General features: G+C 54.2%; 14 protein-coding genes and 1 tRNA gene. 2 read left to right on the top strand and 13 right to left on the bottom strand.

All coding sequences use genetic code 11. The annotated features are described in order from the left end of the window. Both LGR54_RS00335 and LGR54_RS00340 read right to left on the bottom strand, forming a co-directional pair. Nucleotides 1–767 (bottom strand): IS5 family transposase gene (locus LGR54_RS00335; RefSeq protein ID WP_230360758.1). Its coding sequence is split into 2 segments (ribosomal slippage): nt 1–452 and nt 452–767, totalling 768 coding nucleotides; the frame shifts between segments, so codons are not numbered across the junction. A 267-nt stretch (nt 768–1,034) separates the two neighbouring features. Further along, nucleotides 1,035–2,039 (bottom strand): AraC family transcriptional regulator, encoded by a 1,005-nt coding sequence (locus LGR54_RS00340; RefSeq protein ID WP_230360006.1) that lies wholly within the window; start codon nt 2,037–2,039, stop codon nt 1,035–1,037. A gap of 373 nt (nt 2,040–2,412) precedes the next feature. Here LGR54_RS00340 and LGR54_RS00345 point away from each other — a divergent pair, with 373 nt between their 5' ends. Beyond that, a complete protein-coding gene (locus tag LGR54_RS00345; protein WP_230360759.1) occupies nt 2,413–2,748 on the top strand; it encodes a hypothetical protein in 336 nt (111 codons plus the stop codon). A gap of 271 nt (nt 2,749–3,019) precedes the next feature. After that, complete coding sequence (locus LGR54_RS00350; RefSeq protein WP_230360007.1) at nt 3,020–4,609, top strand: DUF1254 domain-containing protein; 1,590 nt, start codon at nt 3,020–3,022, stop codon at nt 4,607–4,609. A 927-nt stretch (nt 4,610–5,536) separates the two neighbouring features. Here the strand turns inward: LGR54_RS00350 and LGR54_RS00365 are convergent. From LGR54_RS00365 to LGR54_RS00410, 11 genes are all read right to left on the bottom strand, one after another. Next, nucleotides 5,537–5,866: a hypothetical protein gene (locus LGR54_RS00365; RefSeq protein WP_230360008.1), complete on the bottom strand. Its 330-nt coding sequence runs from the start codon at nt 5,864–5,866 to the stop codon at nt 5,537–5,539. A 467-nt stretch (nt 5,867–6,333) separates the two neighbouring features. Beyond that, a protein-coding gene (locus LGR54_RS00370) for an IS3 family transposase (RefSeq protein WP_230360009.1) occupies nt 6,334–7,433 on the bottom strand; the annotation gives its coding sequence in 2 pieces (ribosomal slippage) (nt 6,334–7,172 and nt 7,172–7,433; 1,101 coding nt in all). 473 nt (nt 7,434–7,906) lie between these two features. Further along, nucleotides 7,907–8,824 (bottom strand): GNAT family N-acetyltransferase, encoded by a 918-nt coding sequence (locus LGR54_RS00375; RefSeq protein WP_230360010.1) that lies wholly within the window; start codon nt 8,822–8,824, stop codon nt 7,907–7,909. A gap of 268 nt (nt 8,825–9,092) precedes the next feature. Next, entirely contained in the window at nt 9,093–10,808 is a 1,716-nt protein-coding gene (locus LGR54_RS00380; protein ID WP_230360011.1) for a hypothetical protein, read from the bottom strand. A gap of 305 nt (nt 10,809–11,113) precedes the next feature. Then, nucleotides 11,114–12,535, bottom strand: a complete 1,422-nt coding sequence (locus tag LGR54_RS00385; protein ID WP_230360012.1) for an MATE family efflux transporter — start codon at nt 12,533–12,535, stop codon at nt 11,114–11,116. Nucleotides 12,536–12,548: 13 nt separating this feature from the next. Next, complete coding sequence (locus tag LGR54_RS25900; protein WP_370638099.1) at nt 12,549–13,112, bottom strand: DNA methyltransferase; 564 nt, start codon at nt 13,110–13,112, stop codon at nt 12,549–12,551. Nucleotides 13,113–13,349: 237 nt separating this feature from the next. Next, nucleotides 13,350–13,439 (bottom strand) — tRNA-Arg (locus tag LGR54_RS00390). 73 nt (nt 13,440–13,512) lie between these two features. Then, a complete protein-coding gene (locus LGR54_RS00395; RefSeq protein WP_230360013.1) occupies nt 13,513–14,424 on the bottom strand; it encodes an NAD(P)-dependent oxidoreductase in 912 nt (303 codons plus the stop codon). Between the two features lie 23 nt (nt 14,425–14,447). Continuing rightward, nucleotides 14,448–15,758: an alanine--tRNA ligase-related protein gene (locus LGR54_RS00400; RefSeq protein ID WP_230360014.1), complete on the bottom strand. Its 1,311-nt coding sequence runs from the start codon at nt 15,756–15,758 to the stop codon at nt 14,448–14,450. Nucleotides 15,759–15,800: 42 nt separating this feature from the next. After that, nucleotides 15,801–16,802 (bottom strand): 2-hydroxyacid dehydrogenase, encoded by a 1,002-nt coding sequence (locus LGR54_RS00405; RefSeq protein ID WP_230360015.1) that lies wholly within the window; start codon nt 16,800–16,802, stop codon nt 15,801–15,803. A gap of 23 nt (nt 16,803–16,825) precedes the next feature. Next, a complete protein-coding gene (locus tag LGR54_RS00410; RefSeq protein WP_230360016.1) occupies nt 16,826–17,953 on the bottom strand; it encodes an aminotransferase class I/II-fold pyridoxal phosphate-dependent enzyme in 1,128 nt (375 codons plus the stop codon). Nucleotides 17,954–17,980: the final 27 nt, after the last annotated feature.

Raw genomic sequence — 17,980 nt, forward strand, 5'->3', positions numbered from 1 at the left:
TTAGGAGGCGTTGACAAATTGGCGGGTCCACAGGCGGATTGAGACGATGTGGATGAAGCCGAGGTAGCTGTCGGCGGTGTTGTCGTAGCGGGTTGCCAGCCTCCGGGCGTTCTTGAGCTTGTTGAAGCAGCGTTCGACCCTGTTGCGCAGGGCATAGATGGCGGCATCGACGGGCAGTTGGATCAGCCGGTTGCGCTTGGTCGGGATCATGGCGGTGCCGCCGCGCCTCTCCATATCTTCGCGAATGAAGTCAGCATCATAGCCCTTGTCGGCAAGCAGGACTTTGGGCGCTGGCCCATCGGCATCCATGACCGGCATATATCCCTTGAAGTCGGAGGCTTCACCCCCGGTCAGCGCCACCGCTATGGGCAGGCCCAGCGCATTGATGCGGAGATGGATCTTGGTCGTAAAGTCACCTTTTGAGCGGCCAAGACCCTGACGCGAAGTCCCTCTTTTGCGCCGGCTGAACAATGATGAGCCCGGATTATTGTGCTGTCGATCATCTGTAGGCTGGGGTTGCCGTCGCCACTTTCGTTGAAGGCTTTCAGCAGCAACTCCCACAAGCCGGATAACGTCCATCGACGAAACTGGCGGTAAACCGATGACCATTTGCCGAAATGCTCATGCAGGTCACGCCAGGCTACGCCCGTTCGCGCGATCCAGAAAATTCCGTCCAAGACAAGGCGATGATCCCGCGGGCGCCGTCCGCTGCGCGCACCGCGCTCAATCACGAACGGCTCAAGGCACGCCCATTCCTCATCGCTCATCAAACCACGGATCACGGTCGCTTCCTCAAAAGCTACCCTGAATCAGAAACTACGCGATGTGGGAATCCCCGTTGTCAACACAACCTAGTCTCAGGTCTGCCAAGGCCTCCTGTTGGGCGAACGTCGAATGTCCGATTTTGGGCCGCGGCCGTTGCCCGACCAATGACCGAGATGGCGGCGCAAAGCGGACGTTCGCCGCCGCGTGACGGAGGTTCCGCTTAGGGTCAGATTCAGAAGGGGCCGAGCGCAGACGGACGCTGCCGTCTGCTACATCTTGGAGCGGAACTCCCGCGGTGCGCGGCCAGTCACCTTTCGAAAGGCGCGGGCGAAATTGGCGGGAGAGGAATATCCCAGCTCTGCCGAAACACGGGTGACCGAGCCATCCGTGTGCCGCAGCAATTCGGTGGCTCGCTGGATCCTTGCCGCGTTCGCCAGGCCGCGAAAATCGGTGCCAGCCCGATTGAGCTCGCGTTGCAGCGTGCGGACACTGGTGTCCATCGATTGCGCGGCGCTTTCAATGGACACGCTGCCGGTGAGGACCTGGGCGCGGATCTGCTCAGCGACGACATCGAGCAGAGCCCGTGGAGCACCGGCTCCCCGGTCTCCCGCCACATCCTCAATGGTGACGCTCGGCCGCGAAGTACGCCTAGATACAGCGGATAAAAGATGGCGTTCCATGACGACGGTCACCGCCGGTGCGTTGAAAATGACCGGGCACTGGAACACATCTTCGAACAGCGCTGGCTGGCTCGGCTTATCGATATCGAGTTCAACGCGCAGCGGATGCCAGTCGACAGGCAAATAAGCCCTGAAGACACTCAGCAGCACCCCAGCCGCGGCGCTAGCGACAATGTCGTAGCCGGCGCGGCCGGCCAGGGCAAAGCCGTAGCTGAATCGCGCCTCGTCGCCGTCGATCGCGACCGACATCCTGTCATCCGTGCAGTGATAACGCAGCGCCGCTATGGCGTGCTTGAGGGATTGGCCAAGGGTGTCGGCTCCGAGGATATAGCGCCCGAAAGTGCCATAATTGGCAACGTCCATCACCGGAGCCATCAGAATCCCGAGGTTGTGCTCGCCCGCCGCTCTCGCCGCGGCATCCACGAAAGCAAGCACCGCCGCGTGCGGAATGAAGCAATTCCCGTCCTCGATCAGTTCGAGGTCGAACCCTGCCGCGCGATTGGCCTGCAGAAGCGCCCTTTCCCCGATCTCTTGCCGCAGGAAAGCCGGCAGGCCGTGAAGTATGCGGTTCGAGATAACCGGTATGTCAGCCATGCGCGGGATGCTCCGAGGATACCGCCATGATGGCGCAAAATGAGTGGTTCTGAAATCCGATTGCTGCTCTCTGCCTCCACATAAGTGTGTCGGGCCGATGGGGAAATCTATCTGCGGCCGTCGGCATGTCTTTGGCTATAGCCAAGGAAATTTGTCGACCGTGAGCGCGAGGAAATTGCCCATGCCAACCAATGGCCCTCTTGTGACTTCCCGGCCGACTAGGAGGCGCGTGAGTGCCATCGCCGCACCGCCGAGGTCGTGGGCTGCACTTGCCCTCGTTGCGACCTTGTTATGGCCGGGGCGCGCAGGCGGAGGATTCGTCGTGCTAAACATATTCAAGCTAACGATCCTGTCTGCAGTGCTAGCTGTCCCAATGCTCTCGAGCACGCCGGCCCAGGCCTATCGGTCTGGCGGGGCGGCCTGTGGACCGCGAGGCTGCGCGGCAGCGGGCTGCGGCCCGCGCGGATGCGCAGCGGGCGCGGTCAGGCCAGGCTATGGAGCCCCAAGGTACCGTCCGCGTGGGGTAGTGGTCGTAAATCCTTATCGCTACTGGCGCCCGGGAGGCGCCATCGCGGCCGGCGCGGCCATGGGATTTGTTGCCGGTGCTGCAGCCGTTTCGATTGCCGGCACTCCGCCCAAGCCTGGATACTGCTGGTATTATACGACCCCCGCTCGAACTCAGGGCTTCTGGGACGTCTGCCCGCGATAGTGATCTATCGCCGGTCAGAATAGGCGGAGAGATGATGAAGAAGGACGCCGACGGCTCGCTGTACTTTCGGGCGAAGGGAGATGGCAGCCGCCGGCTTCAATGTGGCGCAATAGCTAGCCCCGACCATGCTAATGCGTGGTGCCGGATCACCATTCGGTTCTCAGGCTGTCCGGTCTTTGTGCCAGACCTTCGAGCCGCGACTACCAAGGCTAAAGAACCAAAGAGAGGACGACCTATGAGACCGATCCACAGCAGGCTCTGCGGAGTGACGATGGTCCTCGCGGCATCGACTTTCCTCACCGGCACGATTGGAGCAGGCGCCCAAACGGCGATCCCACCTGCATCGATCCTGACTCCGGACAAAGTCGAGACGCGCATCGGCACACTCGACTTCAAGGACGGCATGCCGAGTAAGGAAACCATCGCCAAGGTCTATGACAATCTGGACTTCACGCACGCCTTCGAGGCGTTCGTGAACACTTTCCAGGGTGTCAGCATAGCGGCCCTTCACAAGGGGTTTCAGAACGCCGGGGTGAAGGACAATGAAGTCCTCATCTTTTCCGATCTGATGGATGCTAAGTCGCTGTTCCTGACGGCCAACGCGGACACGATCTATACCCTGGGAATGCTCGACCTCACCAAGGGACCCGTGGTGCTGGAGGTAGGCCCCGATATGTTGGGCGCTATCGACGACCAGTGGTTCCGCTGGGTTATTGATTTGGGCGCGCCCGGGGCTGATCGCGGCGAAGGAGGAAAGTATCTCATCCTGCCGCCCGGCTACGAGGGTAACGTGCCCGAAGGTGGCTACTTTGTGGCCCGTGCCCGCACCAACTTCGTTATCTGGTTCGCTCGCGCGTTCATGGAGAACAACGACCCGAAGCCGGTCGTCGAAAAGATAAAGAAAACACTGAAGGTCTATCCGTACCAAGCCGGTGGCTACGGCACCCCCGTTGCCGAATTTCTTGCCGGTAAAACCAAACTTGGGCCGATCACCCCGCCGCCGCCGACTGTGTTCCACGAAGGCTCGGGTAAGGTGATGAACACGATTCCGCCCAACGACTATTCCTACTACGAGTGGCTCAACGAGGTCGTGCAGCAGGAGCCTGCAACGGCGCTCGACCCCGAGTTGATGGGCCCGATCGCCGCCATCGGCATCGTGAAAGGCAAACCCTTCGCGCCAGATGCGCGGATGAAGAAAATCCTCACCGAAGCCGTGACGCTCGCCAACGCCACGTCGCGCACCCTGTTCATGGCTCCTCGCGCGGCGGACTGGTACTACTACCCCGGTTCGAATTGGGTGAACCAGCTGTTTGTCAGCGGCTACGAGTTCGAGACGCCGATTCCGGAAATTACGCCTGAGGGCATCAAGCCCTTCCCGGCCACCGGCTACCGCTTGCTGGACTCGCGAACCTCCTTCTTCTACGGCGTCACCGGCATCACGCCTGGCATGGCCATGCGTGTGCCCGGCATTGGCTCGCAATATCTGTGGGCGATATTGGATGCGGACAAGCAGCCTTTTGACGGTGCCAAGACCTACAAGGTGACCCTGCCGAAGGACATTCCGTACGCGAACTTCTGGTCCTTCATTCTCTATGACAACCAGACGCGCTCGATGCTCGATACCCCCCAGCGCTACCCGCGCGCAGGCAGCCAGAGCTATCCTTCACCCGCGGCCGAGGCCGCCGCCGACGGCACGACGACGGTTTGGTTCTCACCGACCCAACCCGCGGGCGTGAAGCGGGGCAACTGGATCCAGACCATGCCCGGCAAAGGTTTTATCCCGTGCCTGCGTCTTTACGGCCCGCTCGAACCATTCTTCACGAAGGCGTGGAGGCCAAGCGAGGTCGAACTGGTGAAGTGACGGGACACCTGTCCACGTCAGCCCAATTTCCAGTCGAGAGCTGAAGGACGCCTGCCGCAACGGTGAAGGAGGAGGTCAGGCTGAGTGCTTGACCTCCCGTTCTTTGCCGTTCGCTTTCTCAGCCAGACGCCGCAGAAATATCCGCGTACCGGCAGCCAGAGCTATCCCTCGCCCGCAGCCGACGGCCCGACCATAGTCCATTTCGCCCCCACCAGCTGAGTGGCGTGGCGCGCGGCAGCTGGTTCAGCCCGCCCCCGGGGAAGGGCTGGTTCACGATCCTGCGGCTCTACAGCCCGTTGCCATCGTTCTTCGACGAGAGCTGCCGGCCGAGCGAAATCGCCCTGATGAAGTGGCCTGCGGACTATAGCAGGCTGGCCTTCTAGCTTTTGCCAATCAGACCAAGAAGCAGCATGCCGAAAGCGGACCTTGGGAGGTTCCGCCCAGGGTCAGCACCGGCCGAGTGACCTTCGGTAGTGGCGTTACCGCTTCACGGTGGTGCCTGTCGAAAAACAGGTGTTAATCGATCATCGCCGCCGCAGCTTGTGACCTCAGCCTCGGCAGCCCGAAAGGGTGCGCGAAAAACATCGTCGCATTGGCAGAATGTATGGAAATGCGCGGGCGACGTTTTCTGGTCAATAGGTCACCCGCCTGCGTCAGTTTAATCTACCAGGTATTTGCCGGCGATGCGGCGACATAACTGACTCTAAGGCCGTCGCTCGAAATGTCCGCTCACCGAAACAATTGTTGTACTGTCGACCCCAGCGAACTGCTCACGCAAAGTGTGGGTCTGGTTCGAAATATTCAATCAGCAGTTCGGCGCACCTTCCGCGTGGGATACCGAGTAGGCGGGCGGACAACATGTGCCGCGGCAGACGGAGGCGGATAATCGAACGCCCGGACATGGCGCTACGCCAGACGTTGCGCCCGTCATGACGCCGAGCGACAGCACGAGGCCCGCCCGCGCGGTCTCCAGCACCTGTGCCAGTTGATCCGGTGTCCGCACCAGTTCGAGATGCCGGCGACCGGCAAAGCGAGCACGGTGTCGAGGTTATCGCCCAGCCTGCCAGAATAGGAAGTCAGTATGAGCTTCGGCAGCGCATGAGCGAAGAAGCCATAGGCCTCCCACTGCGCCGCATGTGTCGCTACGTCGAGATCAAGCACCAGGCAGGGCTCGTTCATCTGGGCCCGTTCGGCACCGGAAGCGGAAAGCTGTCGCAACACCTCGACATAGACCGGCAGCAAGCCGCCGAGTTGCACCGGACGAATCTGGCACGCTAGCGGCGTCGGCGGAGACCTTCGTAGACAAAGTGCCCTCCGCCGGTGCGACAATTGTGGGGAGTTCGTGGCACTTTACGGCGACGTGGGCATGGCCATCCCGGAACCGACCTACCGCGCGTGAAGTCGGCCCGGCAGGTCCCGCTCCACCTGCGTGGCGTCCTCGTCGAACGGGCCGCTCGGCTCGGCTTCCTGGATAGCGAAGCGGCTTGAATAGCATTCGGCGGAGCGATGCTGAGAGCGTTGGCCGTCTTTACGTGCATAGGCTACACCGTGATGCCGGTGGTGTGAAACGTCGGCTCCCCACTTTGGTCCTGATTCCGGCCGCTGCCACCCGCCGCTGAGCCTGCCCCCGATGTTGGACCGGCCTGCTGGCCGCTTCCAGGGGGTAATGAGCCTGCCCCCGATGTTGGACCGGCCTGCTGGCCGCTTCCAGGGGGTAACAACGGTCACCGCGGGCTGCATGCCGGTGGCCGGTTGACGAGTGATATCGGGGGCTTGTTCCCAATCGCACTATGAGGTCGTAGCTCGTTGTAGTCTCTACGCCAAGCCTCCACTTTCTCCCGGGCATCGGGCAGGCTCATGAACCAGTGGGCGTTGAGGCATTCCGTGCGGAACTTGCCGTTGAACGACTCGATAAATGCATTGTCCGTTGGCGTGCCGGGGCGCGAGAAGTCGAGGGTGACGCCACGCTGATAGGCCCACAGGTCGAGGTCTCGGCTGACGAACTCGGTGCCTTGGTCGACCCGGATACTGGCCGGGAAGCCATGGGTAGCACCGACCTGCTCCAGCACTTCGACGACGTCGGCGCCGCGGAAGTTGAAGCGGACGTCCAGTGCCGGTGAGAACCGGCTGAAGGTATCGACGATGGTCAGCACCCGCAGCTTGCGACCGGTGGCGAGCTGGTCATGGACAAAATCCATCGCCCAGGTCTCGTTGGTCCGGGTCGCCGGACGGCGATCGTCACGCAGCTTCGCCTTGACGCGACGCTTGGGCGTCTTGTTTCTGAGCTGAAGGCCCAACTCCTTGTAAAGACGATAGATCCGCTTCGGATTGACATTCCAGCCCTCCCGTTTGAGCAGCACATGAATCCGGCGGTAGCCGTAACGCATGCGCGTCTCGGCGATTTCCTTGATCCGCTGGATGAGGCCGGCCTGCCCGGTCCGTCGGGAGCGGTAGTGATAGGTCGAACGCTCGACTGGCAGAGCACGGCAAGCACGACGGATGCTCACCTGCCAGGTTGCGCGCACATGATCGATCATCGACCGCTGGCGGGCAGGCCTCAGAGTTTTCGCCGGATGACGTCCTGCAGCATCTCCTTGTCCAGCGACAGGTCCGCCACGATCCGCTTCAGTCGGGCATTCTCTTCCTCGAGCTGTCGCAGCCGCTTCATCTCCGAAGGCATCAGCCCCGCGTACTTCTTGCGCCAGTTGTAGAACGTTGCATCGCTGATGCCGGCCTTCCGACAGACCTCGGGAACCGGTGTTCCCTCCTCAGCCTGCCGTAGGATGAAGGCGATCTGCGCCTCCGTGAACGTCGACTTCTTCATGCCAAAAAACTCCGTCCGCAGCCCATGCTGCTAAACTGGAATTTTCCAGCAAAGACCGGTCCAGAAAACCGGAGGCAGGTCACCGCCTGATCATCGCATAGGCGTCCGCCTGCATGGGGCGTTAGGTATTGGGTGCCACACGCGATCGTGCGGAACAGCCGCCCTTCGGATCGGTCGTCGGGGAGCAGCCGCCGAAATAGGCGGCAGGTAGGGACCCAGATTGTGACGGTAGGGCATCTCATGCCGCTTGCCGCCCTTCTCATGCAGCGGCATCATACGTGCGGAAGGGGCGGAAGGGGACGCTAGGAAAATCCCAGCCGAAACCCACAATGAAACGAATTTATCAACTCCGATCGCCCACGCTCTTTAAGGGGCTTAGTCATGACCGTAGCTACCCGCCGCCAAACTTGACAGTACAATAAGTTTGCCTCGCGCTCTAAGACGACGAAGTCCGAAAATTACGCCGCTTCGCTCTATATCGACATCATATAAGATTCGATCTTCGGAACATATAACGGCAAAACCTGCCTATACGCAGACAATACGTCTGAATGTGAACTCTCTACTACGGTCGAAAACTCTGTCCGGCCGGACGCAAGTAAGGCAGAAAGGCATTGATGCCTGACACATCCGCCAATTCCTCGTCGGCGGAAAGCAGGATCGACGACCATAAACTCGATATAGGCGGAAGTCATCGTCATTGCCCTGTCGGTCGCGAGGCAAAACGCAACAGGTTTGCCGCCTATTATCGCGACGATCGATGCTCCATCAATAACGGTTTCGTCGAGAAATTCCTGAACAAAAAAGTCGATGGGCACCCTATCAGTAGCGAACCAACATGGTATGTCAGAGGCGCTGTTGCGCACCAATGCGGCGATATCATTCACTAGGGTGTCCTTAACGTCTCTCAGAGCGATCAGCGATACGTCAGGTGCGTCGTAGACTGGTCGAATACGGTCAATTTGCGTATGACTGAGGGGTAGCGTGATATCTAACTCGCTCATTACCGATTTAAATCCACTATCCGCAAGCGTTTCAATAAGTCGTACATTCGAATTTTCGACCTGATAGGCTAGATACTTAGCGCCAATTTTCATGGCCGCAGATATGCTGTCAGCCACAAAACCCGCTAGATCGCTGCTTTCCGTCTCGCTAGGCGTTCCAATATAGCCAAAGGCGAGATCCGGTCTGTAGATCCACGGGTTGACCGCGACAGAAGCGATCGCCCGCGAGTGACTCCGCATGGAGTAGACGATATGGAAAGATGGCGCCCATTCCTGAATTCTCCGTCGATATCGCTCCATATAGGCCGCAGCGGGAGCAGCGAATCCCGTGACTTCAAGAGCCGCTGCCAATGCGCCGTGGACAGGAGTTCCGTGGGGAAACTCCATGATCGCCTCTATCGACCGTGTCATAATCACCTCGTCGTTGATACACACCGTCAAGCGCACAAAGGAAGTCGTTTGGCGATGGAGTTAGCCCGCTTTAGTCAATTTGAAATAAGGCAGGATCCCCACCGGGCCCGTCTGTCTACCGATAAACTCCTATCAGCCGGGATAGGCACGGGCTGGACATCGTTATTCAGAACTGGTCTCGGCCTCCCATCGGAAACATTATAAATAATTCGCGTAGAAGTTATAACAACAAGATTGTAACGCCCTAATATCGTAACTCGTCAAGTGACACCGCCTCGACGAGAGCTTCGTCGTGCAACTTGAACGTTTCAAGGTAGGGACGCATTGGGATTGACAGTAATTGAGGCGCAGAAATGGCGACAGGGACCAACCGCCTGAGGTGAAAAAATCTTAGCTGCCCATTCGCCCGTTGCCTTACCAACTCCGAAAAACGGCGCGGAGTATTGTTATAGGAAGCAAGAACATTGATAAGCACACCGCCGATATTCGAAAACGACGCGAGGTCTGAAATAGCCGAGAACACGTCCACAAATTTCTTTGAATTCTTGATGCTCTTATCTGATCCCTCAAGCGAGTCGACCAAGAGACGCACGTTTCGATGTTGATCCGTCACGAGACAGATATTTAATCTACACGTCAACTCATTGTTATCCCAGATCTCGATTTTATTCAAAGTACGATCTTGCATTGCAAGTGGTGCACTATCCGCGGCATAGTCACCAAATCCAGTGCAGGAGTACATTCTATCAGATCGACCGTAATCACTCCATGGATCACGTCTCCATAGACAAAACCATAGTTTATTTGCCGAACGGCAGCGTCTCATATCAGCATCGTCCCCATTAACTAAGTTCTTTAGCGCGGATATCCGTTGATAAAAGTGTTTATCGCTTGTTTTCTCAAAAAGAATATCGCATATGCTAGATATTCTATCATCCGTAAAAATAAGTGACCTATCGAATAGAGATGGATGGGAACGAACCAGTCTAATGCGCGACGACCTGTCCAACATACCTCCCATAATGGAAGTAAGTTCATCTCGTGCAAACGTTATATCTGTCCTTCTCCCACAAAACGCCCAGGGGCCACACCATCCCGGTCCGAAAGCTCCCCCGAACATCTCAGCATCATACCGAGAGCTAGATGCTGCTTTGCCCTGCATCGCTTCAACTGAAGACTCGAGCTGTGAAATGATCAACATTTGCGAGTGATAGGATAGGTCGCGCCAATTGTGTAGGAGTGCCGCAACATCGGCATTGGAAAATAGCTGCGGAGACGAGCTCAATCGATTTGCATCATAATTCCGCAGCGCGTCTATGACCGCAGGCCTGGTGAAAGAAGCCGCATGATTAATATCTAGATCCGATTTGATACCATTCATGATATAAAAACAGAGGTAGTCTTCGCCGAATGAAGCCACATCCGTTAATTTATTGAAGACATCATCCAGATTCTCTTTCAACACATTGATCGATAGATATTCCAGCAATGTTGTCGTAACGCGCAAACCAAACCGCGTTTGAATTCGCGCAAGCTTCTGGACCTCTTGACCGATATCCAGAGCCGCGACCCGTGCACTGAGTACGGCAGCGGAAATCATTATGTGGGAGCAGGCAGGGCCCAGACTCTCACGATTATTTGCAACGGCACACATCAATGAACGATAATATTCTACACCGCAGATCGAAATATTCTTTTCGATGTCGGGGACCGATGAAGAGGTGTTCCCGATTACATATGCCAGCCCGCGACCCGTGTAATGTCTTATAGAATCAAGAAACTCGACAATGTCGAGAAGCAATCCAAAACGTTTAAGAAATGGAATCTTACTTAGGATGTAAACCAGTGCGAACGGACTTGACCTGGAAATTGATTCAAATTTGTCGATCAATTTAAACCATTCGTCTTGTTCAACAAGTATAAGATTGTCCATGCTCTTGAGTGCTTCGAACGTCAACACGAAGCTTCCATGACAAGAATCATCCAGCATAGAACGAAATCGACCAGAAATATCCGTCGTGCTATTAGACCCAATGACCGCGTAAACGGCCTCAACGCGCCTTTGCAGAGCGGAAATGAGATGTGACCCGCAGCCTAGGTGGTTGGTTGGTGTACTTTCCGGCCGCGACATATCGTGAATCTCCCTGCATGACGTGATTCAACAGTCGTGATCATCAAACGCACGTTTCTATCGCAGGTCTGCCGGGCCCCGCACGATCGTACAAGGTCTATTAACAACAGTACGGAACACATCCGCCCACGTCATCACGAACTTTCAGGTCGCGGCTCAAGGAAACTCTGTTGTGCACCCTTAACAATTAGCGCCAGTCTCGTCGCGAGGATCGCTACAGCCAACAGATTACCTACAACCACGCCGAACCATAATCCCAAAACGCCATAATTTAATTGGACGGAGATATAGTATCCAGAACCAATGCCCAAAACTATATAACAAACAAACCCGATAACGAGCGGTGCACGAGTTTTCCTCAACCCCTTCAGTGCGGCGATGAGGGGAATCTGTATACTGTCGATAACCAGGTAGGCGGCCGCATAAGCGAAGATCCAACGCGCCCACTCTACGGCGTCGGCATTGGTTAACGTGTCGGGGTCGATGAAAATTCGTGTCAGTAAAAGTGGAAAGAACAGCATCATCACGAGAAATGGTGCCACGAATATCAGATTTGATACGGCCCCTATCATCGCGATGGTCCACACAGAATTTGACCCCTGCAAACCTAGGAAGCGTGCCGCGCGTATGGCCACCGCCTCCCGCATTCCCTCTGGAATGATCAATGCCAGAAGTACAACGCCTATTACAATCTGGTGACCAGCCAAGGCACTTCCACCGTAAGTGCCCACTAATAGATTCAGTGTTAACCATAACGACGTTAGAACGAGACTGTTCAGGACTACAGGAATGCCCACACGAAAGTAATCCGCGACAATTTTTACGTCATAGGTAAACGCCGATAATGCGTGCCTCAGAGATGGATTCATAGGGCGGATATACTGTGACGCGATCTCGGCGGCCAACACACCCCATGCGATCAGAGAACTCGCTACACCTGCGCCGAACATACCCAATGGAGGGATACCATAACCTCCGAACACCAATAGAGTGACCAGGGCGAATTTAGTCAAAGCGGCTATCGAAATCAGCCATACTACCCCCCGTAGATCGGACAGGATAGCGCGAAAATCTCTCAACACGGTGAATAGTACTAACGGTAGAACAGCCCACGCGGCACCCCGGCCGTACTCACCAGCCAGGCTAGAGACATTGGGTGACTGCCCCATGGCGAGCAGTGCGTCTCCTATGTTATAGGACAGCAACATGACCGGCGCCGACAGTACTATCGAGAGTAGTATGGAATGTCCGATGACCTGGTGGGTGATTCTGATATTTTCCCTAGCGATCGCATTGCTCGCAAGTATATTGCCAATACCCAAAATGCACAGGCAAAGAGAATACATCATGTCGCCCGTCACCCGAGTCGCAAGCCCGAGAGCAGCGAGGGGCTCGGCCCCCAGCCGGCCGACGACAATCTTATCAACCAAATACATCACTGTTTCGATCGCAAAAACTGCAGCGAGAGGAAGCGATATCGCATGCAGGGAGCGCGCCTCTCTAATAATCAACAACGGCATCATACGGCCGACGCATTCAGAAACTCTGTTCTTCATGATATGATGCGACTCAGTCTTGCTCGTTCTTGCTATTAACGAATATCAAAATTGTCGTGTGTTGATACCCATATAAATTAAAATTTTCGGAGGACTCACACACCACGAATTCTCCCAAAAATATATACAACTTCGATAGTATTTCAACGTACTGGGATATTAGAGGACGCGTCACAACGCCCCCTAATCTTATGTTAACACATTCTACCAACACGTGAGCATCACGTCTCAGATACCGACGCATACCGCTAAATATGTCCATCAGCGTGACGAGATAGCTGGCGCCTACTGCCGAGATCAAGGACTTTTCCTCGAAAGGCGGGCTGGTCAGCATCAGGTCGCAAAGCGGGAGGTCGTAGAGCGTTGCATTCTGTGCAACATCATTGAATACATTCGCATCGGACTGGTGCAGACGACAAACGTCGTATAAGCGTGGATCTGGCTCGAAACCGACTCCAGAAATTCCAAACTCGCTCGCCACCCTAAACGTCGTACCTACGCCAGCGAATGGATCCAAAATGTATTCTGCGTCTGAGCCGAATCGCTCGATCAGAAGGCGAACCAATTGATCCGGCATCCGACTTACCGTTGAACGAGATGACGTATCGTCGTCAGGTATAGCGGTATTAAGGACACACCATGATCGTGTGGACTTATGATCAAACACGTGTTCTGCCTTCGTGCATTACTATAATGGATCTTTAACATGTATTAGGAGCACTCAATACCAACGCGCCGCATAACAACAACTACGACTCTAGAGCGCTGTCAATGAAATGACAGCGGAATCATAACTGAATGCAGCAGTTGTAATTGGCGGAGGGGGGTGAGATTTGAACTCACGATAGGACCATGTCCATAGCTTAGAAAGCTATCGCCTTGAACCACCCGGCGCCCGCCCCCCAATTTTTGACGACACTTGAGCGTTTACTCCGAAGGCGTCGAAACGCCGACAGAAATCTCAGAAACTCTGACAGCTAATCGCCGGAGTCAGCACTATTAACGTCGAGTGATGCATAATTTTCTATCGACCGTATGGAAACCTCTGCCAACGACGCCCAGTCTTTGTTACCATCCCCCTCCTGGATTCCAGACAGATGCCGGTCACGGAGTACGTCGCCAAACGGCATAGTCAGGCCCACCGATTTACCCGCCTCTATCGCGAGGAGCACGTCCTTCAAACCAAGCTTCAGCGTAAACGCCGGAGGCTCGTATCGTCGCGATGCAATCAATGAGCCGTAAGTTATATGAACTGGTGCAGTAAATACTGTTTGCGTAAGCGTGTCAATTGTCTCATGAGCCGAAATCCCGTGCGACCGCGCCAGCGCAACGGCCTCTCCAAACGCCTCAATCGTAGATGCAGTGATAAAATTACCTGCTATTTTTAGTGCATTAGCCTTGTAAGGCTGTGCGCCTAGATTCCAGGTTCTAACCCCTATCGAGGCGAATACTGCGTCCAGTTTGACAATTGTGTTCTGGTCGCCAGCGGCCAAGATATGGAGTCCAGCGGCCTCGGCTATTTCTGTTCGGCCGAAAACAGGCGCCGCGATATAGATCATTTCGCTACTCGCGTGAAGTGCGGTAAGGGAGCGAGCGAGTGCCACGGATATAGTTGCCATGTTCACATGTACACAACCGGGTCGAGCACAATTGAGGACCATGCTATCGACAAATATCTCGGTGACGGCTGCGTCATCTGCAAGCATTGAAATCACGATATCCGATTGGAATACATCAGCCGGTTGATCGACAAGCGAGAGGCCGGGAATGCTCCGGTCCGCGTTAGACAGGGGCGATCTGTTCCAGCCTACAATCGAGTGGCCGGAATTAATCAAGTTCTTCGAGATCGCTATTCCCATACGGCCGAGGCCAATAAAACCGATTTTCATGCGTCACCTGATACACGTTATAGCTATTTTATGCGCCCCTGGTCTCCCTTCGAGACATGTCGATGTTGAGCGTAAACATTTTTGTAGTCCTCTCCTATCACTTTGCCACCTCGCCCCTCGACGACGGCGATGGCAATATCCCGAGGGAGGCCATGTCGGCCGTTTAGACTGATAAGGTCCGTCTCGCTGACTTCCAAGGATTGCCGTCCGAGTAATTCGTCCAAATCGTCCATGCCGCGTCTGAGTGGAGTTTCAAACGAACGAATCTCCCCTGCGACTGTAATAGACGTCTGGTAAAGCGTCGCTTTGAGATGCGGATAACGCCTGCCCAGCTGGTCAGTCGCTAGATGAAGAAGATCGGAAAGATCGTTATCCCACTCTCCATGTGCTGCAAATACAGCGTAGGCGCGCCTTATTAATCGACGTAGTACATGTGAGGGACCGTCCCGCCCTGGCTTGACGCCCTCAGCCGCAATCGCTGATATTGCACGAATATGATCTACGACCTTCCGCCCCTGAGAGAGATCACGCCCTGTGGAGTGCAATCTGCAATCAGCTCTGACCTGCGCCAATAAAATAGACATCTCATCGGTATCATATACGGAGGGCACCTCTTGAACCACAGACGCCAAACGTTCAAGGCCGGCACCCGCCGCCAAGCCAGGGCCCGCTATGGACTGCATGTGCCCATCCGCGGACTTGTGGTATTCCAAGAATACACCTGCGTTCCATATTTCCATGAAACGCTCGTCGGTGTCGTCCTCCGGGAATCTTTCCGGCAAGGGGCCTCCTAAACGATCGTAGTGGATTTCTGTACATGGACCGCACGGACCATCCGCGCCGGCCGGCCCCCAGAAATTATCTTTGCCGAGAAAGAAAATCTGATCCGAGCGCAGTCCGAGCTCTCTCCAGATATCAATTGAAGTGATGTCAGGTGGTATATTTTTTTCCGTATCTCCTTTAAATACCGTCACAACGAGTCGATTCGCTGGGATTCGGAGAGTTTCTGTTAGGAATAACCATGCATTTGTGATGCTTCCGCGGCGATCAACGTTACCAAACGACCAGTTTCCTAGCATCTCAAAGTACGTGAGATGCTTGACATCGCCGACATCGACCAAGTCGACGGTTCTGATGCACGGTTGAGCATTATACATTCGGCTGTGCGGCGCTTTTGCGTCTCCACAGAAATACTTTTTAAACGGCACCATCCCGCTTATGATAAACATAAGATCTGGATCGTCATTTGCAACAACGGGAACGGGTTTAATAAATTTCCGACCGGAACGTTCATAGCATTCAAGGAATTTGTTATGTAGATCAGTAATAAGCATGTTACCGCCCCGGTACTGAGATGGAAGATAGATTCGTATGTATTATATTTTATAGTATGACGGTTCGCCTCCCCCCTCGAAATGATACATCAGTGACTTTGTTGCGCTATCTGCCATTTCCGACCACGAGTCTGGCGTCAAGCAACCTACGTATGGCGTCGTCAGAAAGCGGTTATCGGGAAGCTCAAGAATCTCTCTGGGTAGATTTATGCCTCTGCCATCTTTTAAAATGGGTGCCACATCCCAGTTGAAGTCGTCGATTGATGCCCCCGCAATTTGACCATTGCGCAATGCATCATAAAGCGCTGGCCCGTCGACGAGCGCAGCATGCGCTGTATTAATCAGAATAGCATCTGACTTCATTCGGTTAAGTTTATCACCATCTATCATAGCCATGGTCGATTGATTTAGTTCGCACATTAGTACGATCACATCACAGTTCGATACCAGAACATCGATGTCAACGTACCGAATGTTTAATTCCTGTTCAATTTCCATGTGTCTTCTTCGGCTATTATAAACTACGACGGCCCCGAATCCACTCGATAATGTTCTCGCTAGACGTTTCCCAGCATTTCCCATACCGATAATTCCGACGGTCGAATTCGACAGCTGTGGGGCGAATTCCTGAATAATGCGACCTGATTTTTGGTTGTTATTTAAGTATGTTATTTGTCTGCGTAGGGATAGGATATGAGCAATAGCAAGTTCCGACATCGCGGAACGCATTGCTTGCATTCCGGGGGTATTCGTTACCTTCACACCCATTTCGATGGCAGCACTAACGTCGATCAGATGTTCGGCGCCGATCGCCAAGCATGCGATCAATTTTAGCCGCGTTGATCGTGCAATAATCTCACGTGTGACGAACTCGTCTCCACCCAGTAGATATCCATCGGCGTTGCGAACCGCGCTTTCTAAGCGCTCTGGATCGGGGGATATCTCATCGAATATTGTCAACTCATAGAGATTAGTTGAGAGTCGGTCGATATATCGCCTATTGATACGGCGACCGCCTGTGACCACAATTTTGATTTCCGCCATAAAACGCTCCGTTATGACGAATTCTATATACGAACGGTGCTTAATATATCGCAAGCCGTTCTAAATACTTTGTCTGATTTCAGTAGTGAAAACCGTACATATCGTTTACCTAGTTCTCTATTTCGCCAATAAAAATACCGCCCTGGCAGGCAGCCAACGCGAGACTTCATTAGTAAATCCACAACATCGACGTCGCACACGCTCGGGTCAGCTATTTCGATCCAGTCGACCGGCAGAATGTTATCGACTGAGCTATCCGGAACCGAAAATATCGACTTGTCGAGTGATGACCTTAGCCGGCTTCGCCGTTGCCTTACGAGCCTCCACAGACCATCCGAAAGCCCCGAGTTCAGCGTGCTCTTAACGAACTCTCCAGCTACCATCGTCGTAAATGGGGAAATATGTAGAATGATCTCTGCATAAATATTTTCTAGCTCATTAGATAAATTCTTCGAATACGTCAGCACACTAACCTTCATATCCAGCGTCGGCCATGTTTTTCCTGTGTCTTCGATCGCTATATAACTTACACCCGCGTCTCGAAGTAACTGAAAAACATCACCCACTGGCGGCGCAAAGAATCGGAAACAGAAATCGAATATTAACACTTTACTATTTTTACGCGCCCAAACAGCCAATCGCTCGTAGAATGCGAAGTTTGGATAACGACCCGTTGGATTATTTGGGCAGACAATTAATATTGCATCGACTTCAAGGCGATCAAAATTTGAAGTAAATTCATCATGATAGAGCAAATCCTCATTAATCGGAGTCGTGTGCACACTCCATCTTTGCATTATTTGAGATAGATTGTCGAATGTTGGCTCAATCAGTCCAAGAGTCAGTGAATTACGCGACAGCCATGCGGCTACCATATCGATTGACTGAGATGCGCTTGTGCAAAGCCGAAAGAACGTATTATCAATTTGAGATCGTTGCTCGGCGAGCGTATAAAATGCGTTTACGAAATCTAGTTCGATAGACGAATGTTTGGAATTCTTTGAGGTACTCCATAAACTTGATAGACGGTCAATTACCTTTTGCTGTTCTTCGTCCGGATCATGGTATGCATGACCATCAGCCAAGCTGAAGGTATGATCTAATGCAAAATCTTCAGCCATCGTTAGGCAATATGTTCGTTTGTCGACCATCAATTCGGTGCCTCTTACTGGAGGAGC

The sequence above is a fragment of the Ancylobacter sp. Lp-2 genome (genome assembly GCF_020523795.1).
GTDB lineage: Bacteria > Pseudomonadota > Alphaproteobacteria > Rhizobiales > Xanthobacteraceae > Ancylobacter.

Coding starts and splice junctions, on each gene's coding strand:
- LGR54_RS00350 (WP_230360007.1), top strand. CDS start 3,020: ATGGTCCTCGCGGCATCGACTTTCCTCACCGGCACGATTGGAGCAGGC.
- LGR54_RS00395 (WP_230360013.1), bottom strand. CDS start 14,424: ATGAAAATCGGTTTTATTGGCCTCGGCCGTATGGGAATAGCGATCTCG.
- LGR54_RS00405 (WP_230360015.1), bottom strand. CDS start 16,802: ATGGCGGAAATCAAAATTGTGGTCACAGGCGGTCGCCGTATCAATAGG.
- LGR54_RS00340 (WP_230360006.1), bottom strand. CDS start 2,039: ATGGCTGACATACCGGTTATCTCGAACCGCATACTTCACGGCCTGCCG.
- LGR54_RS00400 (WP_230360014.1), bottom strand. CDS start 15,758: ATGCTTATTACTGATCTACATAACAAATTCCTTGAATGCTATGAACGT.
- LGR54_RS00375 (WP_230360010.1), bottom strand. CDS start 8,824: ATGGAGTTTCCCCACGGAACTCCTGTCCACGGCGCATTGGCAGCGGCT.
- LGR54_RS00345 (WP_230360759.1), top strand. CDS start 2,413: ATGCTCTCGAGCACGCCGGCCCAGGCCTATCGGTCTGGCGGGGCGGCC.
- LGR54_RS25900 (WP_370638099.1), bottom strand. CDS start 13,112: ATGCCGGATCAATTGGTTCGCCTTCTGATCGAGCGATTCGGCTCAGAC.
- LGR54_RS00385 (WP_230360012.1), bottom strand. CDS start 12,535: ATGAAGAACAGAGTTTCTGAATGCGTCGGCCGTATGATGCCGTTGTTG.
- LGR54_RS00410 (WP_230360016.1), bottom strand. CDS start 17,953: ATGGTCGACAAACGAACATATTGCCTAACGATGGCTGAAGATTTTGCA.